We start from the raw sequence: 18856 nt of genomic DNA on the forward strand, positions 1-18856 counted from the left end.
AGAGAAAATACACTAACGCCTGATCCGTGCTAATTCTGGAATAGAATGCCTTTGCGCTTTCAATAGACATAATTTCCTCAGTTGTAATGTAGATGGTAAAAGTCAATATTTGTATCCCAACTGCTGGCTAGGTAAGTTGGACTAAAATGAAGCGATCGCCTGATTTTGGAGTTTACTTTAATGTTTGTAATTCAACTGCTGCTTAGTCGGGCTAAAACGGGGCGATCGCAAATTGCCAAAAATTACTGCTTCTAATCCACTTGTCAACAGGCTCTAGAAGAGGTTATCAGGAATGTTGAAGAGTGCTGGCGTACCATAAACTGGTACCAGCCCCGGTAATCCACCGCTAACTGCTTGCAATTCCGAGTTACTCAGTTCGCTGCTATCGTTTGACGCTTGAAATTGAGCTTTGGCGGCTTCCCATTCTTGGGAAGTAAATTCATAATCAGCAGCTTGCAGTATTTGCTGGCGTTCTTCTTTAGAAGCCGCCTGCTCTAATTGCGTTCTGAACGTTTCATCTGTGGTCATCCTAAAATAGAATGCCTTTGCACTTTCAATAGACATAGATTTCTCCCATTTTTTCGGTTTTGCTTAGTCTGTAGCGGGATGCGATCGCTACATTTAATAGAAGATAAGTTGGAATTACGAGTTACCATTAACTCAACTTGAGTTTGGTAAAAAATTTCCTCAAAATCAAGATGTCTGAAAGTTATTTTGCCTTATTTCACAGTCAGGTTTGTGAAAATTCAGACATTGAGTTTTAAGGCATTTAAGTAGATATATTTAAAAATGTTTATCAAGTTTTTCCCCAATATCAGAAACTAAACCTTTGCCCTCTTTGTAAACGTCAGTAACAAAGTCTTTAGTAACATCTACTAATTTGCCTAATTCTATACCACCGGAAACCGAAGTAATCTCTTCATCAGATAACTCATTAGATTGCTGTTGGGAATCGATTTTATTTTGGGGATCAATTGGATTGTTTGTCATGGTATGTTTCTCCTTTGGCTTTTCTGGTTTACTTCATAGAGCTACTACAGGTGACTAAAGCTTATTAATCACTTTTGCTCTCATTAAATTCATCAACCTTTCCGGGAATAAAACTGAAACTTTAAATACTTTGCGACAAGCTGCTCAGAAGAAGTCTACATGTCCTTTGTATTCTACCCTTGCAGCAAGCCCTGACCTTTGTGACACTCGCAGGCTCGCTACCGCTGACGCTCCAAGTCTCACTAACGCTAAGGCTAGCCCGTTCTGGGTTTGTTTCTTCTGTTACAGTACTTAGTTTAGAGAATGCTACTTCCGCTGACAATGCACAATCTTTCAGTCAGACTAACCAATTTTTCGCTCCTGTAAGATGCGTTATGGAATGCGATCGCTGATTAGCTCAAATAGAGCAACACTACGTCAATACGGAACTTTTTAATCAGGTTTTAGCAGATTTTGCCCGTGAATTCAACGTCGGCGCGAAGAAACACATTCTCTTAGCTGTTGACCAAGCTGGGTGGCATACCAGCAAAGATTTAAAGCTACGTTTTGGGCTACATTTGGCACTTTTAACCTCCCATTCACCTGAATTGCAACCTGCGGAAAGATTGTGGACTTTGGTTAACGAACCAATTGCTTTCTCGTTGATTTGAAACACTCAATGATTTGGAGGAAATTTTATTCCATCGCTGTCAATCTTTACTTCAACAGCAAGATTTGATTCAAGGGTTAACTGGTTTTCATTGGTGGATTCAAATCGGAGCTTAATTGTAAGCAATTATCCGAACATAATATGAGGCATCTATACGAAGCAGAAGCCAAAGAATTGTTAGTCTTACCGAAAGTTTGTGCATTGTAGCTAAAAATTGCTTTCCTTAATCTAGAAGTATCAAGAGAAAGGAAATGTCCCTCGAAAGCGCAAGAGCATTTTACGAAAGATTAACGAAACGATGTTTCTATACTTTTCGTAACTTCAAAACCTGCTTTCTGAGACGGGAAAATATTCCACTTATTAGGGACACTCCTATTTTGGTACAAACTTAAATCTTTAAAGAAAGATAATCATGACTAGCAGTATGCAGCGACCAACATCGCAATCATTGCCTGTACTTAAACTTCCACCTGTTCCTCCAGCGACGGATGCAGATATTCTTGCTTACCTGCGTCGTTCTTTTAAAATGGCAAGAATAGCAGCTTTAGCCGAACGTGATGCAACGCTGTTAAAGTTCGGTGAGCGGCTTGGTATTACTGTTTCTGATGAAGAACTGCAAGCAGCAGGAGATGTATTTCGGCGCAGATATAAGTTATTAAGTGCTGCCGAAACTCTCTCTTGGCTCTCCAATCACAAAATAACTGCACATGATTGGTCTGAAGGTCTCAAAATTGAGTTGCTTACAAAGAAGTTGGAAGAGTATCTCTTCGGAGCGCAGGTTGATAGCCATTATTTGGAAAACCGAGATACTTACAAACGCGCTGCTTTCTCTCAGATTCTGGTATCTAGTGAAGTGGAGGCTCAACGATTAGCACGTGCTATCCGGGAAGAGAACGCTTCCTTCAATGCATTGGCCCTAGAACATTCACGGGGTCTAATTTCTAGAGCTAACGCAGGCTTTGTTGGCGTTCGCTTTTTTGGCGAATTACGACCAGAGCTTGCACAAGCGATGTCAGAAGCGAAAGAAGGCGAAATAGTTGGACCAATTCAGACAAAGCTAGGCTACCACATTATCCGAATTGAGAAGTGGTTCCCCACTGAACTCACCACCCCCCAAAGAAAGCGTATGCTGGCAGCTATGCTCAAGCTGGCTGTGACTAGTATTGAAATCACCGCTACCTCGGATGGGACTGAACTGTTAGCAGACAATGAAAGCTATATGAGTGAGCTATCTGAAGATGAGCTTAGTCTAGTTGCTGGTGGTAGCACTCCTCTCTCCGCTTTATATGTTTCTGGCGCTGCTCTTATGGGGGGTATCGCAGCAATAACCGCTGCTAAGCAACTCGTCGATGAGGTACAGGGCGACGACTGATAAGTTTCGGTAAAAACTTCAAAGGAAAAGTAAGAAAACTAAATTGGAGATTTTCTATCATGGCAGATGTTCGTATTGATGACTTACAACCCAGTGAAAATGAACTGTTGGCAGACGATGAAAGCTATATGGATGAGCTATCTGAAGATGAGCTTGGCCTAGTTGCTGGCGGTAGCAGTCCTATTTGTGCAGCTAGTGTAGCCGCTGCTGCTTCAAGCGGGCCGTGTGCTGCTGGTGCTGGTGTAGCTTCCGGGGTTGTTGGCGCAGTTGCTGGTGTTGTCTGGGGTTTCACAGATGATTAGAACTAATCGTAAACTTCAGTAAAGACTTCAACGAAAAGCCAGTTGAAGAATTGACATAGTTACAACTGAGTAGGTAGACGTAGAGTTTAATCTACCTACTTAGTGATAACAATAATGGACTGCGGTGCTGTTGCCGAAGATTTTAAGAAGTCTTAAAATCTGTAATAAACTCAGTTGGTATGCAAATGGAAACTAACAACCGAAATAAACTGTTTTATTCATTCATCATTGCAGGCCAATTTTTCTTTCTGCTCATGGGACTGTTTCTTCTCTACATAAGGGAATATGGAACAGCAGCTTCGGTTCTGCTCCTCACTACTGGGATACCATGCCTAGCGATTAGAGGTAATCGTTTTATCTTATTCCTTAGCTGGGCTGCTATAGGCATAGCCTTGATCGCTTTAGGAACGTGGTTCTTCAAAAGATAGCACATAGGTACTACGAAGCTTTTTATGTACTGTTGCAAGGAATTCATTCAGGGAGAGATAACTAATGCCGTTTTTACTGAACTCTGAAAATGTTTCTCGGTATTTATTAAAATCGAATCTTTGTGCTGAACAAGAATTAGAATTTCTTCAAGTAGAAGCAGGGGCATTTGGAAAAAATTTTAATTTGTTAGTTACTTTATCAAGTAACTGCAAGCTACTTGTTAAACAGGAACGTCACTGGCGTAACGGTAAAACGGCTAACGAGTTTTTCAAAGAATGGCAGTTCCATAAATTACTACACCATATTCCAGAACTGAGTCAACTTTCTTCAAAAGTTTCAGAATTACTTCATTTTGATGAAAGCAACTCAATTATCGTATATAAATACCTGCTCAACTACCTGGATTTAGATAAATTTTATCGTAAGGAGCAGACTTTTCCAGCCATTATTGCTACTTCGATTGGTAGGACTTTGGCAGTGCTACATGGCGCGACAATAAATCAACAGAAGTGCAGCAATTTTATCTCTCAAGTTCAAGAAGAAAAATCTCCAGATCATTTTTATAATCCTGCCCAACGGCTGGAGCGAATTGGACCCGAGGTTTTCGGCTCAATTCCAGATGATTGTCTTAAGTTTTTGGTTCTTTACCAACGCTATGAAAGCCTGGGAGCAGCAGTAGCAGAACTGACAGCTAGTTTGCATCCTTGCTGCGTAATTCACAATGACCTCAAGCTAGATAACATTTTGCTTTATGATGGCTGGGAGCAATCTGCTTTGCAGGGGAACCAGTTGCAAGGAAACCTGATTAGACTAATTGACTGGGAGCGCTGTACATGGGGAGATCCAGCTTTTGACTTGGGGACAATACTAGCCAGCTATTTGCGGATATGGCTTGACAGCTTGGTTGCAGCTCCTTCTATTGAGATAGAAGAATCTTTACGTCTAGCTATGACGCCTTTGAAGGTTCTCCGCCCATCAATAGTTGCCCTCATGAAAGCTTATCTTGAGAATTTTCCGGAAATTCTGAAGCATTATTCTGACTTTCTTCAGCGAGTCGTTCAGTTTGCTGGACTCGCTCTAATTGAAACCACCAGGGCGTTCATTGATTATCACAAGTATTTTGGTAATAGGAGTATCTGCATGTTGCAGGTTGCCAAGAGCTTACTGTGCCGTCCAGAACAATCAATGATAACGATTTTCGGCATATCAGAATCTGAATTAGCTTGCCTCAATAGCTCTCCTGCTTAAATTTTTCTCACGCTTAACTACCTTCAGTGAAGACTGAACGCTTATGCAACAGCTAAATTACCTGCAAGACCAACTTCCAAGTTCTTCTCCAAACAGATTATTAGAGGCTCTGCAAGACATTGTCCGGAACGTTCGGATTGAGTCTAATTTCCGGATTAATCATCCAGATTACAAACCCTCAGAACTCCCAACGGAGATGCTGACCCGCTTTCAGCAAGTGCCTCAAAACTTACAGAAAAAGTATCTGAGTCTACACCTGCGAAATTTTCTCTACGGTATCCACTACAGCGGTTCCCTGCGCTCCACCCTGGCACTGGATACAGACTTAGATAGTTTAGCACTTCGCAAAAAGTTAGAGAACAATACCTTTATGGGGATAGATATAGAATTCTTCGCACGATTGCACGAAAGCAATTGTGGAAAAGGCTACTTTGATCCTGGATGGCGTGTGCTAAGGCAGGAAAATGATGGCAGTCTGGCAGTGAAAAAAGGCAGTCTGACCTTACACATTGAACGAAACCGACATCTACAGTTAACAGAGCAATCGTCAACTGTAGGAGATTTAGTCGCAATCTGGACACCTCGTAATCGAGTTCAGAACGGATTCTATGTGGCAGTTGGCAACGCTGGTCAGGAGAATCACAGCAATTTAGATAGTCATTCTGAAACTGTGCGAATTTACTTTAACTTAAGCTTTGAAGGTGCAGCTGCCGTTATGAGATGCATAACGCAGCAGCTGAACGAAATACAACTTCCCTTTACCTTCAAAGTTTTATACAATCCTTCTGACTATGGGCGCTTTGACTCAGGCGTTCTCTACTTTAATAAAAGTAACTACGGAGGTGTACGACGAGTCATTCAGACTGTTTATAAACAAAATAAAAGGTATTTTCAAATAGAAGTGCCTCTATTTACAAAGTTTATTGCACCAGGTCTTGCTCTAGCAGAAGAACCCAATCATAAATTTTCCACACAAGAGAGTTTTGGTATGAACCGTTGCCAAATTGTTGCCAATGGTTTATTGGAAGCTTGGCAAAAAGGTGATAACTCTCCAGAGGCGCGCATGACAGCTATTATTCAATATTTCGCGCTCATAGGAATTGATTTGCAACGTTCCTATCTCAATGCTAATTCTGAAGACATTTACACTCAGTTGAGTTTATAAATATGCCGCAGTCTGTAGTCACACTAGGCAAAGACAACTCTACAAACGCTAATTTTCCAGATTTAGATCTGCCTTTTTACCGCAAGCTTGGGCGAACTGATCTGACTGTCAGCTGTTTAGGGCTGGGAGGCGGAGGCGGGATTTCAAGTGAGGATAGCCTTTACGCCTTTGAGCAAGGAATCAATTATTTTTTCTTTTCTAGCGATTTACACCACTTTTTATACAGAGAGATGTCTGGGGCACTTCGTCAATTGTGCAAAAGAGGCTCCTCAGTCAGAGAAAAGGTTATTCTCGCAACCGTGACTTACAACAAAAGTCCAGAGATGGCCTTTGCTGCCCTATACGATCAGTTTAGTGAGCTAGGGCTTGACTACATTGATGTGTTTTTTTGGGGCTGGATTGGAGCGAATGATGGTTCAGCTCTCAGTAATTGCTTGCAACTTTCTCCTGATCTTAGAGGCCCAAACTGCGTTTATAAAAGAACGGTCGAAAGAATCTTTAAAACTTCAGAACGCCTTAAAAAAATGGGTGCAGTTCGTTACATCGGTGCCTCTTTTCATGATCTCAGTTTGGCTCAACAGTGGTTGCATAGTCCCCTGCTAGATGTGGTGATGGTTAGACACAATGTTGCTCATCGCTCTGCCCAAAATGTAGTATTCAAACATCTGGATGATGAGGATTACCAGCGCCCAGGAATTATAACTTTCAAATCTGCTAGTGGCTCTCATACAGGCCCTCTATGGTTAGCTCCTGCTGGATTGCCGGAAGCTTGCTGGCGACCTTCTGCCCCTGATTTGTATCGCTACTCTTTAACACAAAATTGTGTAGATGTTTGCTTAACGGGACTGAGACGACGCGAAGAGATTGATGCAGCGATTAATGGAGTTAAACAAGGTAAACTAACTGCTGCTAAATTGGAGTACCTTAATATTTATGGGGATTTACATCGCAAGAAGCTGAACATTAAAGAAGTTCCACCTGAAAAATTACTTTACCAAGACTAGTAGTCCTTACGGGGGACAAAAATGGCTAGGACACAGACAGAATAAGCCTCATAGCCCTCTCTTCTTGCTGATAGTACTTACACCTATTAGAATTTAGTATCAAGAATTCGGCGACTAATTCATAGGAATTTTCGGCGTTGCTGAATTAAAGTATGAATTTGGATGTAGAGACGTAGCACTGCTACGTCTCTACAAGGATTTTGGTATTATGCAAAATCATTTTCATACATGGAATCAGCAACGCCGAATTTTCCATGAAATTGACCCAATTGTGGCCATAAAGACCAATATAAAAACTACTATGTCGTCGAACAGTCAATCACTATATAAATAACTTAATTTAAGGGAAAATATATCTCTAACCAGCTTTTAATAATTGGGAACCAAATTTCTTCAATATTTATGTAATTTAAAGACAAAAATCTTTGAATTCTTTTTCTTCTGCTTTCAAAAAATATGGGGATAGGTAAAGCAGTAGCCAGTGCTTCAATGCTAACAGTTTTAATAGATTGTAATAAATTTATCAGGATTTTTAGTAATAAATATTCTGCACGTCCCAATTCTCGCTTGAGGTTTGTTTCGTAGAATTCTGGTAATATTATCATTAAATAGAGCTTGTTGCGAATAAATGCTCTTTTTCTTTTACCACAAATTGCTACACTCTTTGTAATATAAGCATTCTAGACCATTTTGTCCCCCGCAAGGGGTTTTAGACATTTCAAATAGGTGGCTTATTTACACCGAGCTGTAGTAGTAAAGTAAGCGGACGATCTGATCGCCCGCTTACTTTACGAATTGCTGCACTATGCGTCTCTCCAAGCTTGGGGAGTAGTTCCGTGATATTGGCGAAACTGACGAAAGAAATGACCCTCTGTCTGATAGCCGACTGCCTCTGCAATGTGATTTACTGACTGGTCAGTTTCTCGAAGCAAAAAGCATACCTCTGCCATGCGACGAGCGACAATCCAGCGGTTTACTGTTTGTCCTGTTAAGCGTTTTACCTGGCTAGTTAAATAAGCCGGAGAGTAACCAACAGCTTGGGCTACCTCATCTAACCCAATAGATTGATTATAATTGGCTTCAATAAAATCGAAGACTTTACTCAACTGAGGACAGTCCGGAAAGATGAAATGCAAAGCTGCTGTTTTTCCGGTGTCAGTGGTATTTGATGTTTCCACGCTCTGAGATTGAGCAGTGTACCAGTTTTTTACGGTTGCTTGTTTTTCTAATCGAGTTGCGATCGCTCCCAATAATTCCTCTACTGTGGAGGGCTTGGTAAGATAGTCGTCAGCTCCCAAATTCATCCCTTGACGAACCTCAGTTTTTGTAGATTTGGCACTGAGAAAAATGAAGGGAATTGTTGCTGTTAAAGGGTTTTGCCGCAACGTAGTCAGGACACCGTAACCATCTAATTCTGGCATCATAATGTCGCACAGTACCAAATCAGGCAAGTGATCTTGTGCTTGCTGAATACCAACAAGACCATTTTCCGCAGCGATCGCTTCAAACCCTTCTGCTTCTAAACTGTCTAAAAATATATCTCGGCTTTCTGGCTCATCTTCAATCACTAGAATTTTAGTCATAGTGTCCCCTTGATGTTAAGCGTCAGATAAATTATGAATAGTCATAGACTTTCTGGCTGTCCTGTTGCAGAGATTGCCACTGCACTGGTAGGGCAATTGTGAATGTAGTACCTACCCCAATCTCGCTGGCAACTGAAATTTGACCACCATGCAGGTCTACAAGCTTTTTGACAAGTGCTAATCCCAATCCATTACCAGGGATATTGTCGATATTAGTACCGCGATGAAATGGCTTAAATAGTCGTTGTTGATCTGCTACAGAAATGCCAATTCCTCGATCTTTAATCTGGAAAATCACTTCTTCATCCCGGCGAGAAACTATCAAATCAATCGTGCCACCATTTGGAGAATACTTGACCGCATTTGAGAGCAAATTCCTGAGAATAGGCTGTAACAATTTTTGATCTACACAGACTGTACAATCACCTTGGCTAATTAAGGTGACTACGTTGTAAGGGGTCTGCGGGGACGCGAATATTGCGAAGTTTTTCTTCTGTCCGGAGTTTTTGGAGTAGAAGCTTTCCTTACTCGAAACTTCTCCTTTGGGAGACGCGACGGGGGATTCTCTCGGTAGTAGCAAGTGGTGTGGTTCTTCCCAGGAGAAAATCTCAAAAGGGTCTCCCGGCATCAAGCAAGTGGCGTTGCTTTCGTTCAAATTCATTTCTGCCAATATGTCAATGCACAATTGGATCGGGTTAAGTGGTTTTGGCTCAAACTTGAGCTTTCCTGTCTCTGCTCTACCGTTGAGAAAAATTTCATCCATCAATTGGCTAATTTGTTCAACTGCCATTTCCAAGCGCTGCAAATATTGTAATTTTTTCTCTTCAGTCCACCGATGAAGATGACGTTTCAGTAAACTAGCGGATAGTGAGATAATATTTAACGGAGTGCGAAATTCATGAGAAAGCATAGAAAAAAAATGCGCTTTGTGTTCAGTGAGTAGTTTTTCTTGTTCTAAAGCCGTCTCTACCTGCTGGCGCAAAATTTTCTCGCGGTATAATTTCTGGTTAGCATCTCTTAATTCAGCTATAAGCTGTTGCACTTTGCACTCTAATACTTCATTAACCTTTTGTAAGACAATAGACGCTTGCTGACGTTGACTGATATTGCGGATCAAGATACAGCCATATTCGGTAGAGTTGTATTCCAAATAGATAATAGTAATTTCTACGGGAAAGGTCTGCTCTTCTTTAGTTCTATATAAAGATCCAAAATATAGGTAGCCCTGCTCTTTAATAGTTCTCCAATGCTTTGACCAGACTGCTGGCGAAAAGTCTGGTTTGATGTCGTGCATAGTCATAGAAAGTAATTCTTTACGAGAATATCTCACCAAACTACACGCTGCATCATTAGCGTAGACAAACCGCGCATCTGGCTTTACCCAGAAAACTGCATCTTCCATATCAACAATTACGGACTTAGTATGCTGTAACTCTTTTTCTAGTAGCAGTCTGATTGGAAAGTTGTTTTGCTCTAAAATGCGGTTGCTAATAACCATAGTTCAAGTCACTGCAATTACTGAATAAGCTTTTAAAAATGACTTTTCATCACTAAGCTGCTGGTTGCATCTGGTTTAATACGACTTTTGTCGAATCGAACCAGGATTGCCACTTCCTGCAAACTTATGGAAGCATTTCAATTCTTTAAGTCAGGCTTTGTTTTCTCGAATTCATCGAAAGCGGCGGTAAACTTCATTCCTTTGTGGGTGGAAAGGGATAGCCGCCCCGCAAGCTTGAGGCATTGGGCATAGAGCATTGGTAATTCTTTCCCATGCCCTATGCCCGATTCCCCATGCTCAAAAATTTCATCCCCTTGTGGGTAGAGTTTTTTATACTCATAACCTATGTAATGTCGGTACAGTCTCTATTTGTTTCTCTTGCTACTACAACTTTTTTTATGCAAGTATCAGATTTTATTTACAAAACTTTACTTAGCTTTTTAAGCAAAAAACTGACTTTTGCTTGGGATTGCTCATTAGGAGGTTGTTCCTGGGAGCATTCCAGTTTTTTGCAAAGAGGGTGAAAATCAGTAATGATTTAGGATTGCTATATTAATCAATCAAAGATTTTAAGGAAGAATAAAAAATTTGATCCAAAGGCGTTGGATAATAAAGAGAATGTGTGGGTAAGAAATATACAACAGTTAATCGAAGATAATGAGGGATACTAACCATCGTTTTTGTTGTTTCTAACTTTAGATAACAGTAATGATTTGATATGGAAACCTGTAGCGTGGAAATCCGAGTATATTAGGTAATTTACCTCAACTATTGCAACACTTCTTTAACTTATTGTTGGCTTGTTTGAGTTAATTTTCCACAACCCCGATAAACCTCTGCCAACTTTTGGGTAACAGTTTATCTGGCTGCTTCTGTGATTTGGCATTGGCTCCTGGGTTTTGGGATTACGCCCCTCGTTCTTAAGAGCGATCGCGTTGCTCGAATCACCCAAACCTATCAAGTAGTTAGCTATTATACGCAAATACCAAAAATTCAGTGCCTTCATAGATGAACTCTGCCATCTTGCACATACCCATCTTTTGATGTGCCTGAAGTGATGCTTTGTTGTTTGCCTTGATGAACAGTATTCCTTCCCGCTCTGGTAAAAAATCTTTCAATTTAGCGAACATTTTCGCAGCAATACCTTGCCCGCGCATAGTTTCATCAACACAGATGGGGCCATATAAGTAAGCATCTTTTGTACCAGCGTAGGCTTGTAACATCACCTTTACTATTGGTAAATTAGCAGTTGCCTTTGACCAACTGAGTAAGAATCCTACAACTTGTCCATTTTTACGGGCTACAACGCTTGGCATTTTAGATATGGTCATCATCACTGCCTCTGGTTCAAGATGACCTAACAACATACCACCATGTTCTGGGTCATTGGCTTGGGACAACTTGACAATTGCAGTAACATCGCTGAGGCTGGCACGGTCAATTACGATATCATTGAGACACATACTTGGTTGAAATAAGTGGGAGAAACACTCAAAATCAAAGAATTTTCTTTAATTTTATTAAAAATACACAGAGCAGAGTAAATCAGAGATGTTGAATTAAGTAGCTTTTAACACTCATGTTTGCTTATAGCAACAATAATAAATACTCAACACGACTTTTAGATTAGCTATTTTTTCCTACAGTAATTCTTATAATATTTCTGGTTCCGTTTCAGTTACAAATTTGATTAAAGCTTTGAACACCAGTGTTTTCTAATTTTTTGCCATCACAAGTTAATCAACTAACAGATCCAAAAGCGATCGCTTTTGTCCAAAGTATTGAAAGAATTGCCCTTGCAACCACCTTGAGCCAACACCCAATCCTTACAACCTACATTCACAAAGGTAGTAGAGGCACACCAATTCTGCTGCTACACGGCTTCGATAGTTCCATCCTAGAGTTCCGTCTTCTGTTGCCATTACTTGCTACTCAAAATGAAACATGGGCAGTAGATTTGTTAGGTTTTGGTTTTACACAAAGGCAAAAAGAAATAAATTACAGTCCAACTACAATCAAAATTCATCTTTACGATTTTTGGAAAACTTTAATCAACAGACCGATAATACTAGTAGGTGCATCAATGGGAGGTGCAACTGCAATTGATTTTACTCTCACTTACCCTCAAGTTGTAAAATCACTAGTATTGATTAATAGTTTAGGTTACACTAATTCTCCCGCCTTTAGCAAATACTTGTTTCCTCCTTTTGACTTTTTGGCTGTGGAATATCTACGTCAACGTCACATCTTGGCATTAAATTTATGTAATAACTTACCTAATTTAGATACCAAAATACTTCTGGCTATTCAGTGCGCTATGCTACATCAAGAAATGCCTGGGTGGCATGATGCCATGATTTCTTATGTCAAAACTGGGGGTTATAGCAACTTGGCAAATAGAATTGCCAAAGTTGGCAAACCAACACTGATTTTATGGGGAGAAGCTGATGATATGCTCCCACCTGAAGACGCAGAAAAATTTCAGCAATCCATTGTAAATTCTCAACTAAGAAAGCTCAATAATTGCGGTCATGCGCCCCAAGTTGAACAGCCCCAAATCACATCTCAACATATTTTGCAGTTTCTGAATAATTGTAATTTATAATTGATTTAAGGATAACTTTGAAGGTATTAGTTAAAATTCCATCTGTCAGGTTTATTTGTTGCTCAACTTGACAAATATAACGAAAAAGACTTTTTTTAAACTCAAGAGGCAACTTGGTATGAGATATTGTCCTGGCACGCCTGCTATTGGAAGTAACTAGCTACCCCTCAATCTATTACAAAAAGTTCACTATCTCCAGACGCAAGATTTCTCGCGTAAAGTCACAAGAATACCCGATAGTTGCATCGGCAATAAACTTGCCAGCCAAACACTCTTTTGTTACCCCATAACCCCCAAGAATTTCAACTGCTGTTTGTGCGTTTTTGATTGCAACATTCACTGCAAAAGTCTTGGCGGTATCTACCTTTTTTGTAACTGTTTTTCGCTTTGGGTTAAGAATATAACTGATATTGTCCGAAATTACGCAATTCGGCAGTTGAATTTCCCATAGTTGCGTCTCATAGAGAAGGGGAGACGTAATTAAGTTCTGCAATAAGTGAAAACGATCTGCAACGTGAATCGCTTCTGGCGCTCCTTGGCGAATAACACTTTCATAAGTTTGTGACCGATCTCGTGAGGTAATTTTGATCCCAAGATAAGCTTTTAACCATTCTGCTAAGGTTTCAGCTTTTTGCGTTTTTGAGTAGCTAGACTGCGGGCATCAATACCAGAAGCCGCTTGGCGATCGCGGTTGGAATTAGGCACAGATGCGAGTTGATCACTGCAATAATTCTGCTAGATGCACCCACAGTACTAGCCAACGGTTCTCTTCAAGTACGATTAGCGATCGCAAACCTGCGAGGTGTGAATTTACAAGGAGTTAACTTAGCCGATGCCAGCTTCATTGGTACAGACCTTAGTGAAGCCAACTTACAAAACGCAGATTTATCTAGAGCCAAGTTCATACAAACCCAATTAGACGGAACTGACTTTACAGGTGCAACTTTCACTGGAGCCTGCATTCAGGACTGGGGGATCACCATTGATACTAAGTTTGACAATGTAAAATGTGAGTATGTGTATATGCGGTTCCCCACCCAAGATAATCCTGACCCATTTCGCAAACCGGATAACAGGCAGGAGATTTTTGCTGATGGCGAATTTGGGGATTTTATTAAACCAATCGTTGATACTCTCGATTTGTACCATAATCAAGGTGTTGACCCAAGAGCGATCGCAATTTCCTTTAAGCAGTTAGCCGAGAATCACCCAGAAGCAGATTTGCGAATCGTGGGCATGGAAGTACGCGGTCAAAACAAGTTTCTGCTTCGTGCTAAAACTGCTGTTGAAGCTGACAAGTCTGAACTAAGTGCGGAATATTTTGAAATTTATAATCAACTCAAAGCATTAGCACAACAGGAATTACAAGCACTAATATTAGAGAAAGACAGCAGAATTTGTAGTTTAGAGACTATGGTGGTTACGGCACTGCAAAGCCCTAAATTTTACGCTCAAACTTACAGTAATCAAGGAGATACTATGTCACAAAATTAATGGATCATCCTCTCGTCAATATACTGTTGGCAACTTTAGAGGGGTGGCAGGATGCTGAATAGTTCAGTTGCTACAGATGAAGCAGGGGGGAACTGGTGATGGCGAATGAGGAGCATTTATAAACAGTATGATACTGGTTAGAGTGTGATTAGTTTATTTTGTGCTGTTTTCAAACCCATGAATTTCAGACCTCACCAAAGTACTTTTGACGACAAATTAAGTGCAATCATTGGGCTAGTAATTGGATTAGTGTTCATTGTTGGTGGTTTTTGGGTACGCAACAAAGTTGCACACGAGCGTGCAATGCTGATAGAAACAGAGGGGACGGTGGTAGACAGCATCAGTCGTCGTGAGCGTGATAATAAGGATAAGCTCATAGAAACCTATGCGCCAGTTATCGAGTTTGTTACTAACAGCGGTCGGATTCGCTTTAGAGGTAATTATGAATCCTACCGCTCCAGTAATGGTAACAAAGTGGTTGTCCGTTATGACCCCAAGCAACCACAAACTACTGGGCTTGTAGTGAATCCGCTTGAAGGCTTGGTTTATGTGGGAATGTTTGGGATGGGTGGCTTAGTTATAATTTCTAGTCTAGGTAAGGTGTTGCCTATACGCTGGTCTTCAGGTGGGGAACCTGCAATGAAGACTAAGTAGAGGTAGAAGTAGGAAAAATTGCCGATTCCACGTATTCCTAACTACGTGAAATTGGCAATTGAATGCAATAAAGTTGAACTAAACTTCAACGATTCTCGATATTACTTACTGATAAGTAAATCTCCTAAGTTTAAGTTAGTTTTGTAGCCAATTAGGAAAAACTATTCTTAGTAAACATGGTACTTAATGTAAGAGTTCTATCTGTTCCAAGTGGTCAGCAATTGTGATTTTGGGCTTGAGTTTCACGCCTTCCTTGAGCAATATTGCTACTTTTACAATGACTCTACCATCAAAACCTGATTGCTTAACCCCTTGCCAGAGGCGATCGCTCTCTTTAGTATGCATTTACTATATTTAGATACGTTTGCCCTGTTGGTTAAATTCGTCTTGTCAGGATAAATCGCGGTTATTACGAGGAAATGCATTGGAAGATGCACTAAATTGGGTAGATAGTAAAAGTCTAACAGATGAAGATTATAAATTCTTGAATGCTAGTCAAGAAGGACTGAACAAACTACGAATTAGAATTAGCCAGCAGTGCTTGTGCAAAAAAATCAATCACAGCTCTGGCTTGACGACGACAAGTTTGCACTACTGTCAAGAAATGGTCAGTGTGTTTAAATGTGTCCATTTGAAGCGTTAGGAATCAATCTATTAAACTCAAACTAATTTCATGAAGCTTGCCTGTCCCAATTGTCGAGAGCGATCGCAATCTGGGGAGTGCCGTTATGCAAACTTTAACTGAAGAATAGAAGCCGTCAGCAAAACTTGTGGTTTTGGTAGTAGTGTGTGGTTTCGTTAAATTTTTCAAAGCCTTTAAGAAGTCGTTTATGAAGTGGCAAAAGTGGCTGGATGGAAAAGGTTTTTAGCCTCGTTTATCTTTGTTAACATAGATGAACGAGGTTTGATTTTATTCTGCCGACCTTTATTTTTTCGCTGATTTTTGAATCAATTCAGCTACTAAACCTGTCCAACCGGTTTGATGGCTAGCACCAATACCTGCACCAATATCGCCATGAAAATATTCATAAAACAGAATCAAATCACGCCAATGTGGGTCGTTTTGGAACTTTTCTGAGCCGCCATAAACAGGTCGCTTACCAGATGTTGGGTTTTTCAGGAAAATTTTGATCAGTCTTTGGCTTAATTCATTAGCCACTTCTTTCAGATTCATCTCTTCCTTTTCACCAGAAGAAGTAGGGCACATAACTTTGATTTGATCTCCCCAAAAATCATGAAACTTCAACAAAGATTCAATAAGAAGATAATTCACAGGAAACCAAATAGGCCCACGCCAATTAGAATTGCCACCAAACATTCCATCTTTTGATTCTGCTGGTTCGTATTCCACCCGATACTCCTGTCCATTTGTCCGCAAGATATAAGGATGATCCTTATGATATTTTGACAAAGCTCGGACACCATAATCACTCAAAAATTCTGCTTCATTCAGCACACGCTCCAAAATCGATTTGAGTCGATCTTTATTTACCAGCGACAAATAATAAAGTTTATTTTGATTGGGGAGGACGGAAACATTCTCGTGTTGAGTAAGTTGGGGGCGATTGTTAATAAACCAATAAACCCGCTTTTTGAAATCTGAGGATAAATATTTATCGACAATCTCTTTTTCAATTGTTTCTACAGCAAAAAGCGGAATTAACCCGACCATTGACCGCACTTTCATTGACAGTACACCATCCTTGTTGGCACCCTCAACTATACCTGGAGGAGCATTAAGAATATCATAGTAAAATTTGTCTTGTTCATCCCATATATCTACATTTGTACCACCGACTTTATTCATTGCATCAGCGATGAGTAGAAAATGCTGGAAAAATTTAGAAGCCATATCTTCATACTCTCTCCTAGACTTACTACTAGACTCGCTACTAGAATCTTTTTTGGCAAGTTCTGTGGCTATTTTTAGCAAATTTAGACAGTACATTGCCATCCAGCTAGTACCATCAGACTGCTCTATGGTTGCATTAGTAATCTGACGATTGATATTGCTTCTATCGAAAACCCCAATATTGTCTAATCCTAAAAAGCCTCCTTGAAAAAGGTTGTTGCCTTCAACGTCTTTACGATTAACCCACCAAGTAAAATAAAGAGATAACTTTTGAAATATTTCTTCCAAAAAGTCTCTGTCACCCTTGCCATTGCGATACATGTCCTTTTCTATGTTGTAAACACGCCATGCAGCCCAAGCATGAACAGGTGGATTTACATCACCAAATGCCCACTCATAAGCTGGTATTTGACCGTTGGGGTGCATATACCATTCGCGGGTAAATAGATACAATTGCTTTTTAGCAAATTCTGGATCTATTAGTGCCAAGGTAACGGTATGAAAAGCTAAATCCCAAGCAGCAAACCAAGGATATTCCCATGCGTCTGGCATGGAAATAATATCTTCATTAAATAAATGCTCCCACTCAACGTTTCTGGCTTTTTTGTCTTTTCGTTTTTCTTTACGTTCTTCTGGTGGCTTTGGTGGATTGGGGTCGCCATTAAGCCAATCATAAACTACATAGTGATAATATTGTTTGCTCCACAACATTCCAGCGAAGCTTTGTCTTTGTACATTCCGCATATCCTCGGAAATAGGATAAGGACAAACAGCTTGATAAAATTCATCGGCTTCGCGTTGGCGAGTTTGAAATACAGTTTCAAAATCATTACCAAAGGGAGAATCTAAATTTGCATCGCTCAACCGCAGTCTAATTACTTTGGTTTCTCCGGGATTAATTGTTAAATCGTAATGAACTGCGGCTTTTGTACCTTTTTGAGTAGAAATTACTTTTTCTTTCTTTCCGAAAGAAGCAATGTAATCATTTATGCCATCTTTGACGGGGCCGGAATTCTCACCCCATCCAAATCGTTCCTTATTTGTTTCGTTTTCTGTAAACAGAAGTTCTTTAGCAGCTTCGCTATAAAGCCATCCTGTGCGTGAATTTTTAACTTCATCATTGTCTTTATAAACAACTTCTATGACGCTTAAATTGGGGTCAGATTTAGTAGCTTGCAGGTATTTATCATCTTTTGTTTGACCTTCATACCCCCAAGACCAAGTATTGCGAAACCAAATAGTTGGTAAAAGATGCAGTTTAGCTGTTTCCGAGCCTCGGTTAGCAACACTAATTTTGATGTGAATATCTTCTGGAGAATTTTTAGCGTACTCTACAAGAACATCAAAGTAACGATTATCATCAAAAACCCCTGTATCTATTAGTTCATATTCTAAAGCTCCGAGATTGGTTGATTTTCGCTTTGCATTTTCCTGAATTAACTGGCTGTAGGGAAAAGGTGCTTGCGGATATTTGTAAAGATATTTCATGTAGGAATGTGTGGGAGTGTTGTCAAGATAAAAATAATATTCTTTGACATCTTCCCCGTGATTGCCCTCATTGTTGGTTAAACCAAATAGCCTTTCTTTCAGAATATCGTCTTTTTCATTCCAAAGAGCGATCGCAAAACAAACTCGTTGGTGATTATCGCTAATCCCAGCAATTCCATCTTCACCCCAACGATAGGCGCGAGAACGAGCTTGGTCGTGGGAAAAATAATCCCAGGCAGTACCAAATTTGCTGTAATCTTCTCGTACTGTTCCCCACTGACGTTCGCTCAAATAAGAACCCCACCGCTTCCAATATTTCTCTTGTTTGCGGTCTTCTACTAATCTTTTTCCTTCTGCTGTGTCTTGAATATTTGTCATTTTTCGTTTCCTTGTATGACGTTTGTGATGATTAATTTGCAATAATTAATAGCATTCATTAGCTATTAACTTTCAAAGGAACCTAAGTAAGTGGGCACAATAAAAGCAAACTGTGTAAACGAAAGTAAACAAGGCTTAAACCCTT

General features: G+C 40.1%; 16 protein-coding genes and 2 pseudogenes. 9 read left to right on the top strand and 9 right to left on the bottom strand.

The features are described 5' to 3' along the window. Positions 1 to 273 precede the first annotated feature (273 nt). Positions 274 to 564, bottom strand: a complete 291-nt coding sequence (locus ACFE90_RS04665) for a Nif11-like leader peptide family natural product precursor (RefSeq protein WP_375498185.1) — start codon at positions 562 to 564, stop codon at positions 274 to 276. 219 nt (positions 565 to 783) lie between these two features. Continuing rightward, positions 784 to 990, bottom strand: a complete 207-nt coding sequence (locus tag ACFE90_RS04670) for a hypothetical protein (protein ID WP_375498187.1) — start codon at positions 988 to 990, stop codon at positions 784 to 786. Between the two features lie 413 nt (positions 991 to 1403). Between ACFE90_RS04670 and ACFE90_RS04675 the strand changes: the two are divergent. The 6 genes and pseudogenes from ACFE90_RS04675 to ACFE90_RS04700 all read left to right on the top strand — a co-directional run. Further along, positions 1404 to 1755 (top strand): annotated as a pseudogene (locus ACFE90_RS04675) (IS630 family transposase); the annotation flags it as partial. Positions 1756 to 2051: 296 nt separating this feature from the next. Beyond that, entirely contained in the window at positions 2052 to 3011 is a 960-nt protein-coding gene (locus tag ACFE90_RS04680) for a peptidylprolyl isomerase (protein ID WP_375498189.1), read from the top strand. A 59-nt stretch (positions 3012 to 3070) separates the two neighbouring features. Further along, positions 3071 to 3313: a hypothetical protein gene (locus ACFE90_RS04685; protein ID WP_375498191.1), complete on the top strand. Its 243-nt coding sequence runs from the start codon at positions 3071 to 3073 to the stop codon at positions 3311 to 3313. 492 nt (positions 3314 to 3805) lie between these two features. After that, a complete protein-coding gene (locus tag ACFE90_RS04690) occupies positions 3806 to 4990 on the top strand; it encodes a phosphotransferase (protein ID WP_375498193.1) in 1185 nt (394 codons plus the stop codon). 43 nt (positions 4991 to 5033) lie between these two features. Continuing rightward, positions 5034 to 6155 (top strand): T3SS effector HopA1 family protein, encoded by a 1122-nt coding sequence (locus ACFE90_RS04695; protein ID WP_375498195.1) that lies wholly within the window; start codon positions 5034 to 5036, stop codon positions 6153 to 6155. 2 nt (positions 6156 to 6157) lie between these two features. Beyond that, positions 6158 to 7159 (top strand): aldo/keto reductase, encoded by a 1002-nt coding sequence (locus ACFE90_RS04700; protein WP_375498197.1) that lies wholly within the window; start codon positions 6158 to 6160, stop codon positions 7157 to 7159. Positions 7160 to 7509: 350 nt separating this feature from the next. Here the strand turns inward: ACFE90_RS04700 and ACFE90_RS04705 are convergent. The 4 genes and pseudogenes from ACFE90_RS04705 to ACFE90_RS04720 all read right to left on the bottom strand — a co-directional run. After that, positions 7510 to 7758, bottom strand: a pseudogene (locus tag ACFE90_RS04705) (IS4 family transposase); the annotation flags it as partial. Between the two features lie 204 nt (positions 7759 to 7962). Then, the gene (locus tag ACFE90_RS04710) at positions 7963 to 8742 is read right to left on the bottom strand and encodes a response regulator (RefSeq protein WP_375498199.1); all 780 of its coding nucleotides are present in this window, start codon (positions 8740 to 8742) and stop codon (positions 7963 to 7965) included. Between the two features lie 31 nt (positions 8743 to 8773). Continuing rightward, positions 8774 to 10240: an ATP-binding protein gene (locus tag ACFE90_RS04715; protein WP_375498201.1), complete on the bottom strand. Its 1467-nt coding sequence runs from the start codon at positions 10238 to 10240 to the stop codon at positions 8774 to 8776. Between the two features lie 965 nt (positions 10241 to 11205). Beyond that, on the bottom strand, positions 11206 to 11703 hold the full coding sequence (locus ACFE90_RS04720; RefSeq protein ID WP_375498203.1) for a GNAT family N-acetyltransferase: 498 nt from the start codon (positions 11701 to 11703) through the stop codon (positions 11206 to 11208). A gap of 245 nt (positions 11704 to 11948) precedes the next feature. Between ACFE90_RS04720 and ACFE90_RS04725 the strand changes: the two genes are divergently transcribed. After that, the gene (locus ACFE90_RS04725; protein ID WP_375498205.1) at positions 11949 to 12845 is read left to right on the top strand and encodes an alpha/beta fold hydrolase; all 897 of its coding nucleotides are present in this window, start codon (positions 11949 to 11951) and stop codon (positions 12843 to 12845) included. Positions 12846 to 13020: 175 nt separating this feature from the next. On the opposite strand, the gene ACFE90_RS04730 is transcribed toward ACFE90_RS04725, so the two are convergent. Continuing rightward, a complete protein-coding gene (locus ACFE90_RS04730; RefSeq protein ID WP_375498207.1) occupies positions 13021 to 13338 on the bottom strand; it encodes an acyl-CoA dehydrogenase family protein in 318 nt (105 codons plus the stop codon). Between the two features lie 221 nt (positions 13339 to 13559). Between ACFE90_RS04730 and ACFE90_RS04735 the strand changes: the two genes are divergently transcribed. Further along, entirely contained in the window at positions 13560 to 14339 is a 780-nt protein-coding gene (locus ACFE90_RS04735; RefSeq protein ID WP_375498209.1) for a pentapeptide repeat-containing protein, read from the top strand. 177 nt (positions 14340 to 14516) lie between these two features. After that, the gene (locus tag ACFE90_RS04740; RefSeq protein ID WP_375498211.1) at positions 14517 to 14993 is read left to right on the top strand and encodes a DUF3592 domain-containing protein; all 477 of its coding nucleotides are present in this window, start codon (positions 14517 to 14519) and stop codon (positions 14991 to 14993) included. 183 nt (positions 14994 to 15176) lie between these two features. Here the strand turns inward: ACFE90_RS04740 and ACFE90_RS04745 are convergent, their stop codons facing one another. Continuing rightward, positions 15177 to 15338 (bottom strand): hypothetical protein, encoded by a 162-nt coding sequence (locus ACFE90_RS04745; RefSeq protein ID WP_375498213.1) that lies wholly within the window; start codon positions 15336 to 15338, stop codon positions 15177 to 15179. A 580-nt stretch (positions 15339 to 15918) separates the two neighbouring features. Then, on the bottom strand, positions 15919 to 18711 hold the full coding sequence (locus ACFE90_RS04750) for a glucosidase (RefSeq protein ID WP_375498215.1): 2793 nt from the start codon (positions 18709 to 18711) through the stop codon (positions 15919 to 15921). Positions 18712 to 18856: the final 145 nt, after the last annotated feature.

Origin of the sequence: uncultured Nostoc sp. (assembly GCF_964245445.1) — a bacterium.
In the GTDB taxonomy this organism is placed as follows: domain Bacteria; phylum Cyanobacteriota; class Cyanobacteriia; order Cyanobacteriales; family Nostocaceae; genus Nostoc.

Bases quoted from the DNA above. Each gene is read 5' to 3' on its own strand.
- ACFE90_RS04665 (WP_375498185.1), bottom strand. From the start codon at position 564: ATGTCTATTGAAAGTGCAAAGGCATTCTATTTTAGGATGACCACAGAT.
- ACFE90_RS04670 (WP_375498187.1), bottom strand. From the start codon at position 990: ATGACAAACAATCCAATTGATCCCCAAAATAAAATCGATTCCCAACAG.
- ACFE90_RS04680 (WP_375498189.1), top strand. From the start codon at position 2,052: ATGACTAGCAGTATGCAGCGACCAACATCGCAATCATTGCCTGTACTT.
- ACFE90_RS04685 (WP_375498191.1), top strand. From the start codon at position 3,071: ATGGCAGATGTTCGTATTGATGACTTACAACCCAGTGAAAATGAACTG.
- ACFE90_RS04690 (WP_375498193.1), top strand. From the start codon at position 3,806: ATGCCGTTTTTACTGAACTCTGAAAATGTTTCTCGGTATTTATTAAAA.
- ACFE90_RS04695 (WP_375498195.1), top strand. From the start codon at position 5,034: ATGCAACAGCTAAATTACCTGCAAGACCAACTTCCAAGTTCTTCTCCA.
- ACFE90_RS04700 (WP_375498197.1), top strand. From the start codon at position 6,158: ATGCCGCAGTCTGTAGTCACACTAGGCAAAGACAACTCTACAAACGCT.
- ACFE90_RS04710 (WP_375498199.1), bottom strand. From the start codon at position 8,742: ATGACTAAAATTCTAGTGATTGAAGATGAGCCAGAAAGCCGAGATATA.
- ACFE90_RS04715 (WP_375498201.1), bottom strand. From the start codon at position 10,240: ATGGTTATTAGCAACCGCATTTTAGAGCAAAACAACTTTCCAATCAGA.
- ACFE90_RS04720 (WP_375498203.1), bottom strand. From the start codon at position 11,703: ATGTGTCTCAATGATATCGTAATTGACCGTGCCAGCCTCAGCGATGTT.
- ACFE90_RS04740 (WP_375498211.1), top strand. From the start codon at position 14,517: ATGAATTTCAGACCTCACCAAAGTACTTTTGACGACAAATTAAGTGCA.
- ACFE90_RS04745 (WP_375498213.1), bottom strand. From the start codon at position 15,338: ATGCATACTAAAGAGAGCGATCGCCTCTGGCAAGGGGTTAAGCAATCA.
- ACFE90_RS04750 (WP_375498215.1), bottom strand. From the start codon at position 18,711: ATGACAAATATTCAAGACACAGCAGAAGGAAAAAGATTAGTAGAAGAC.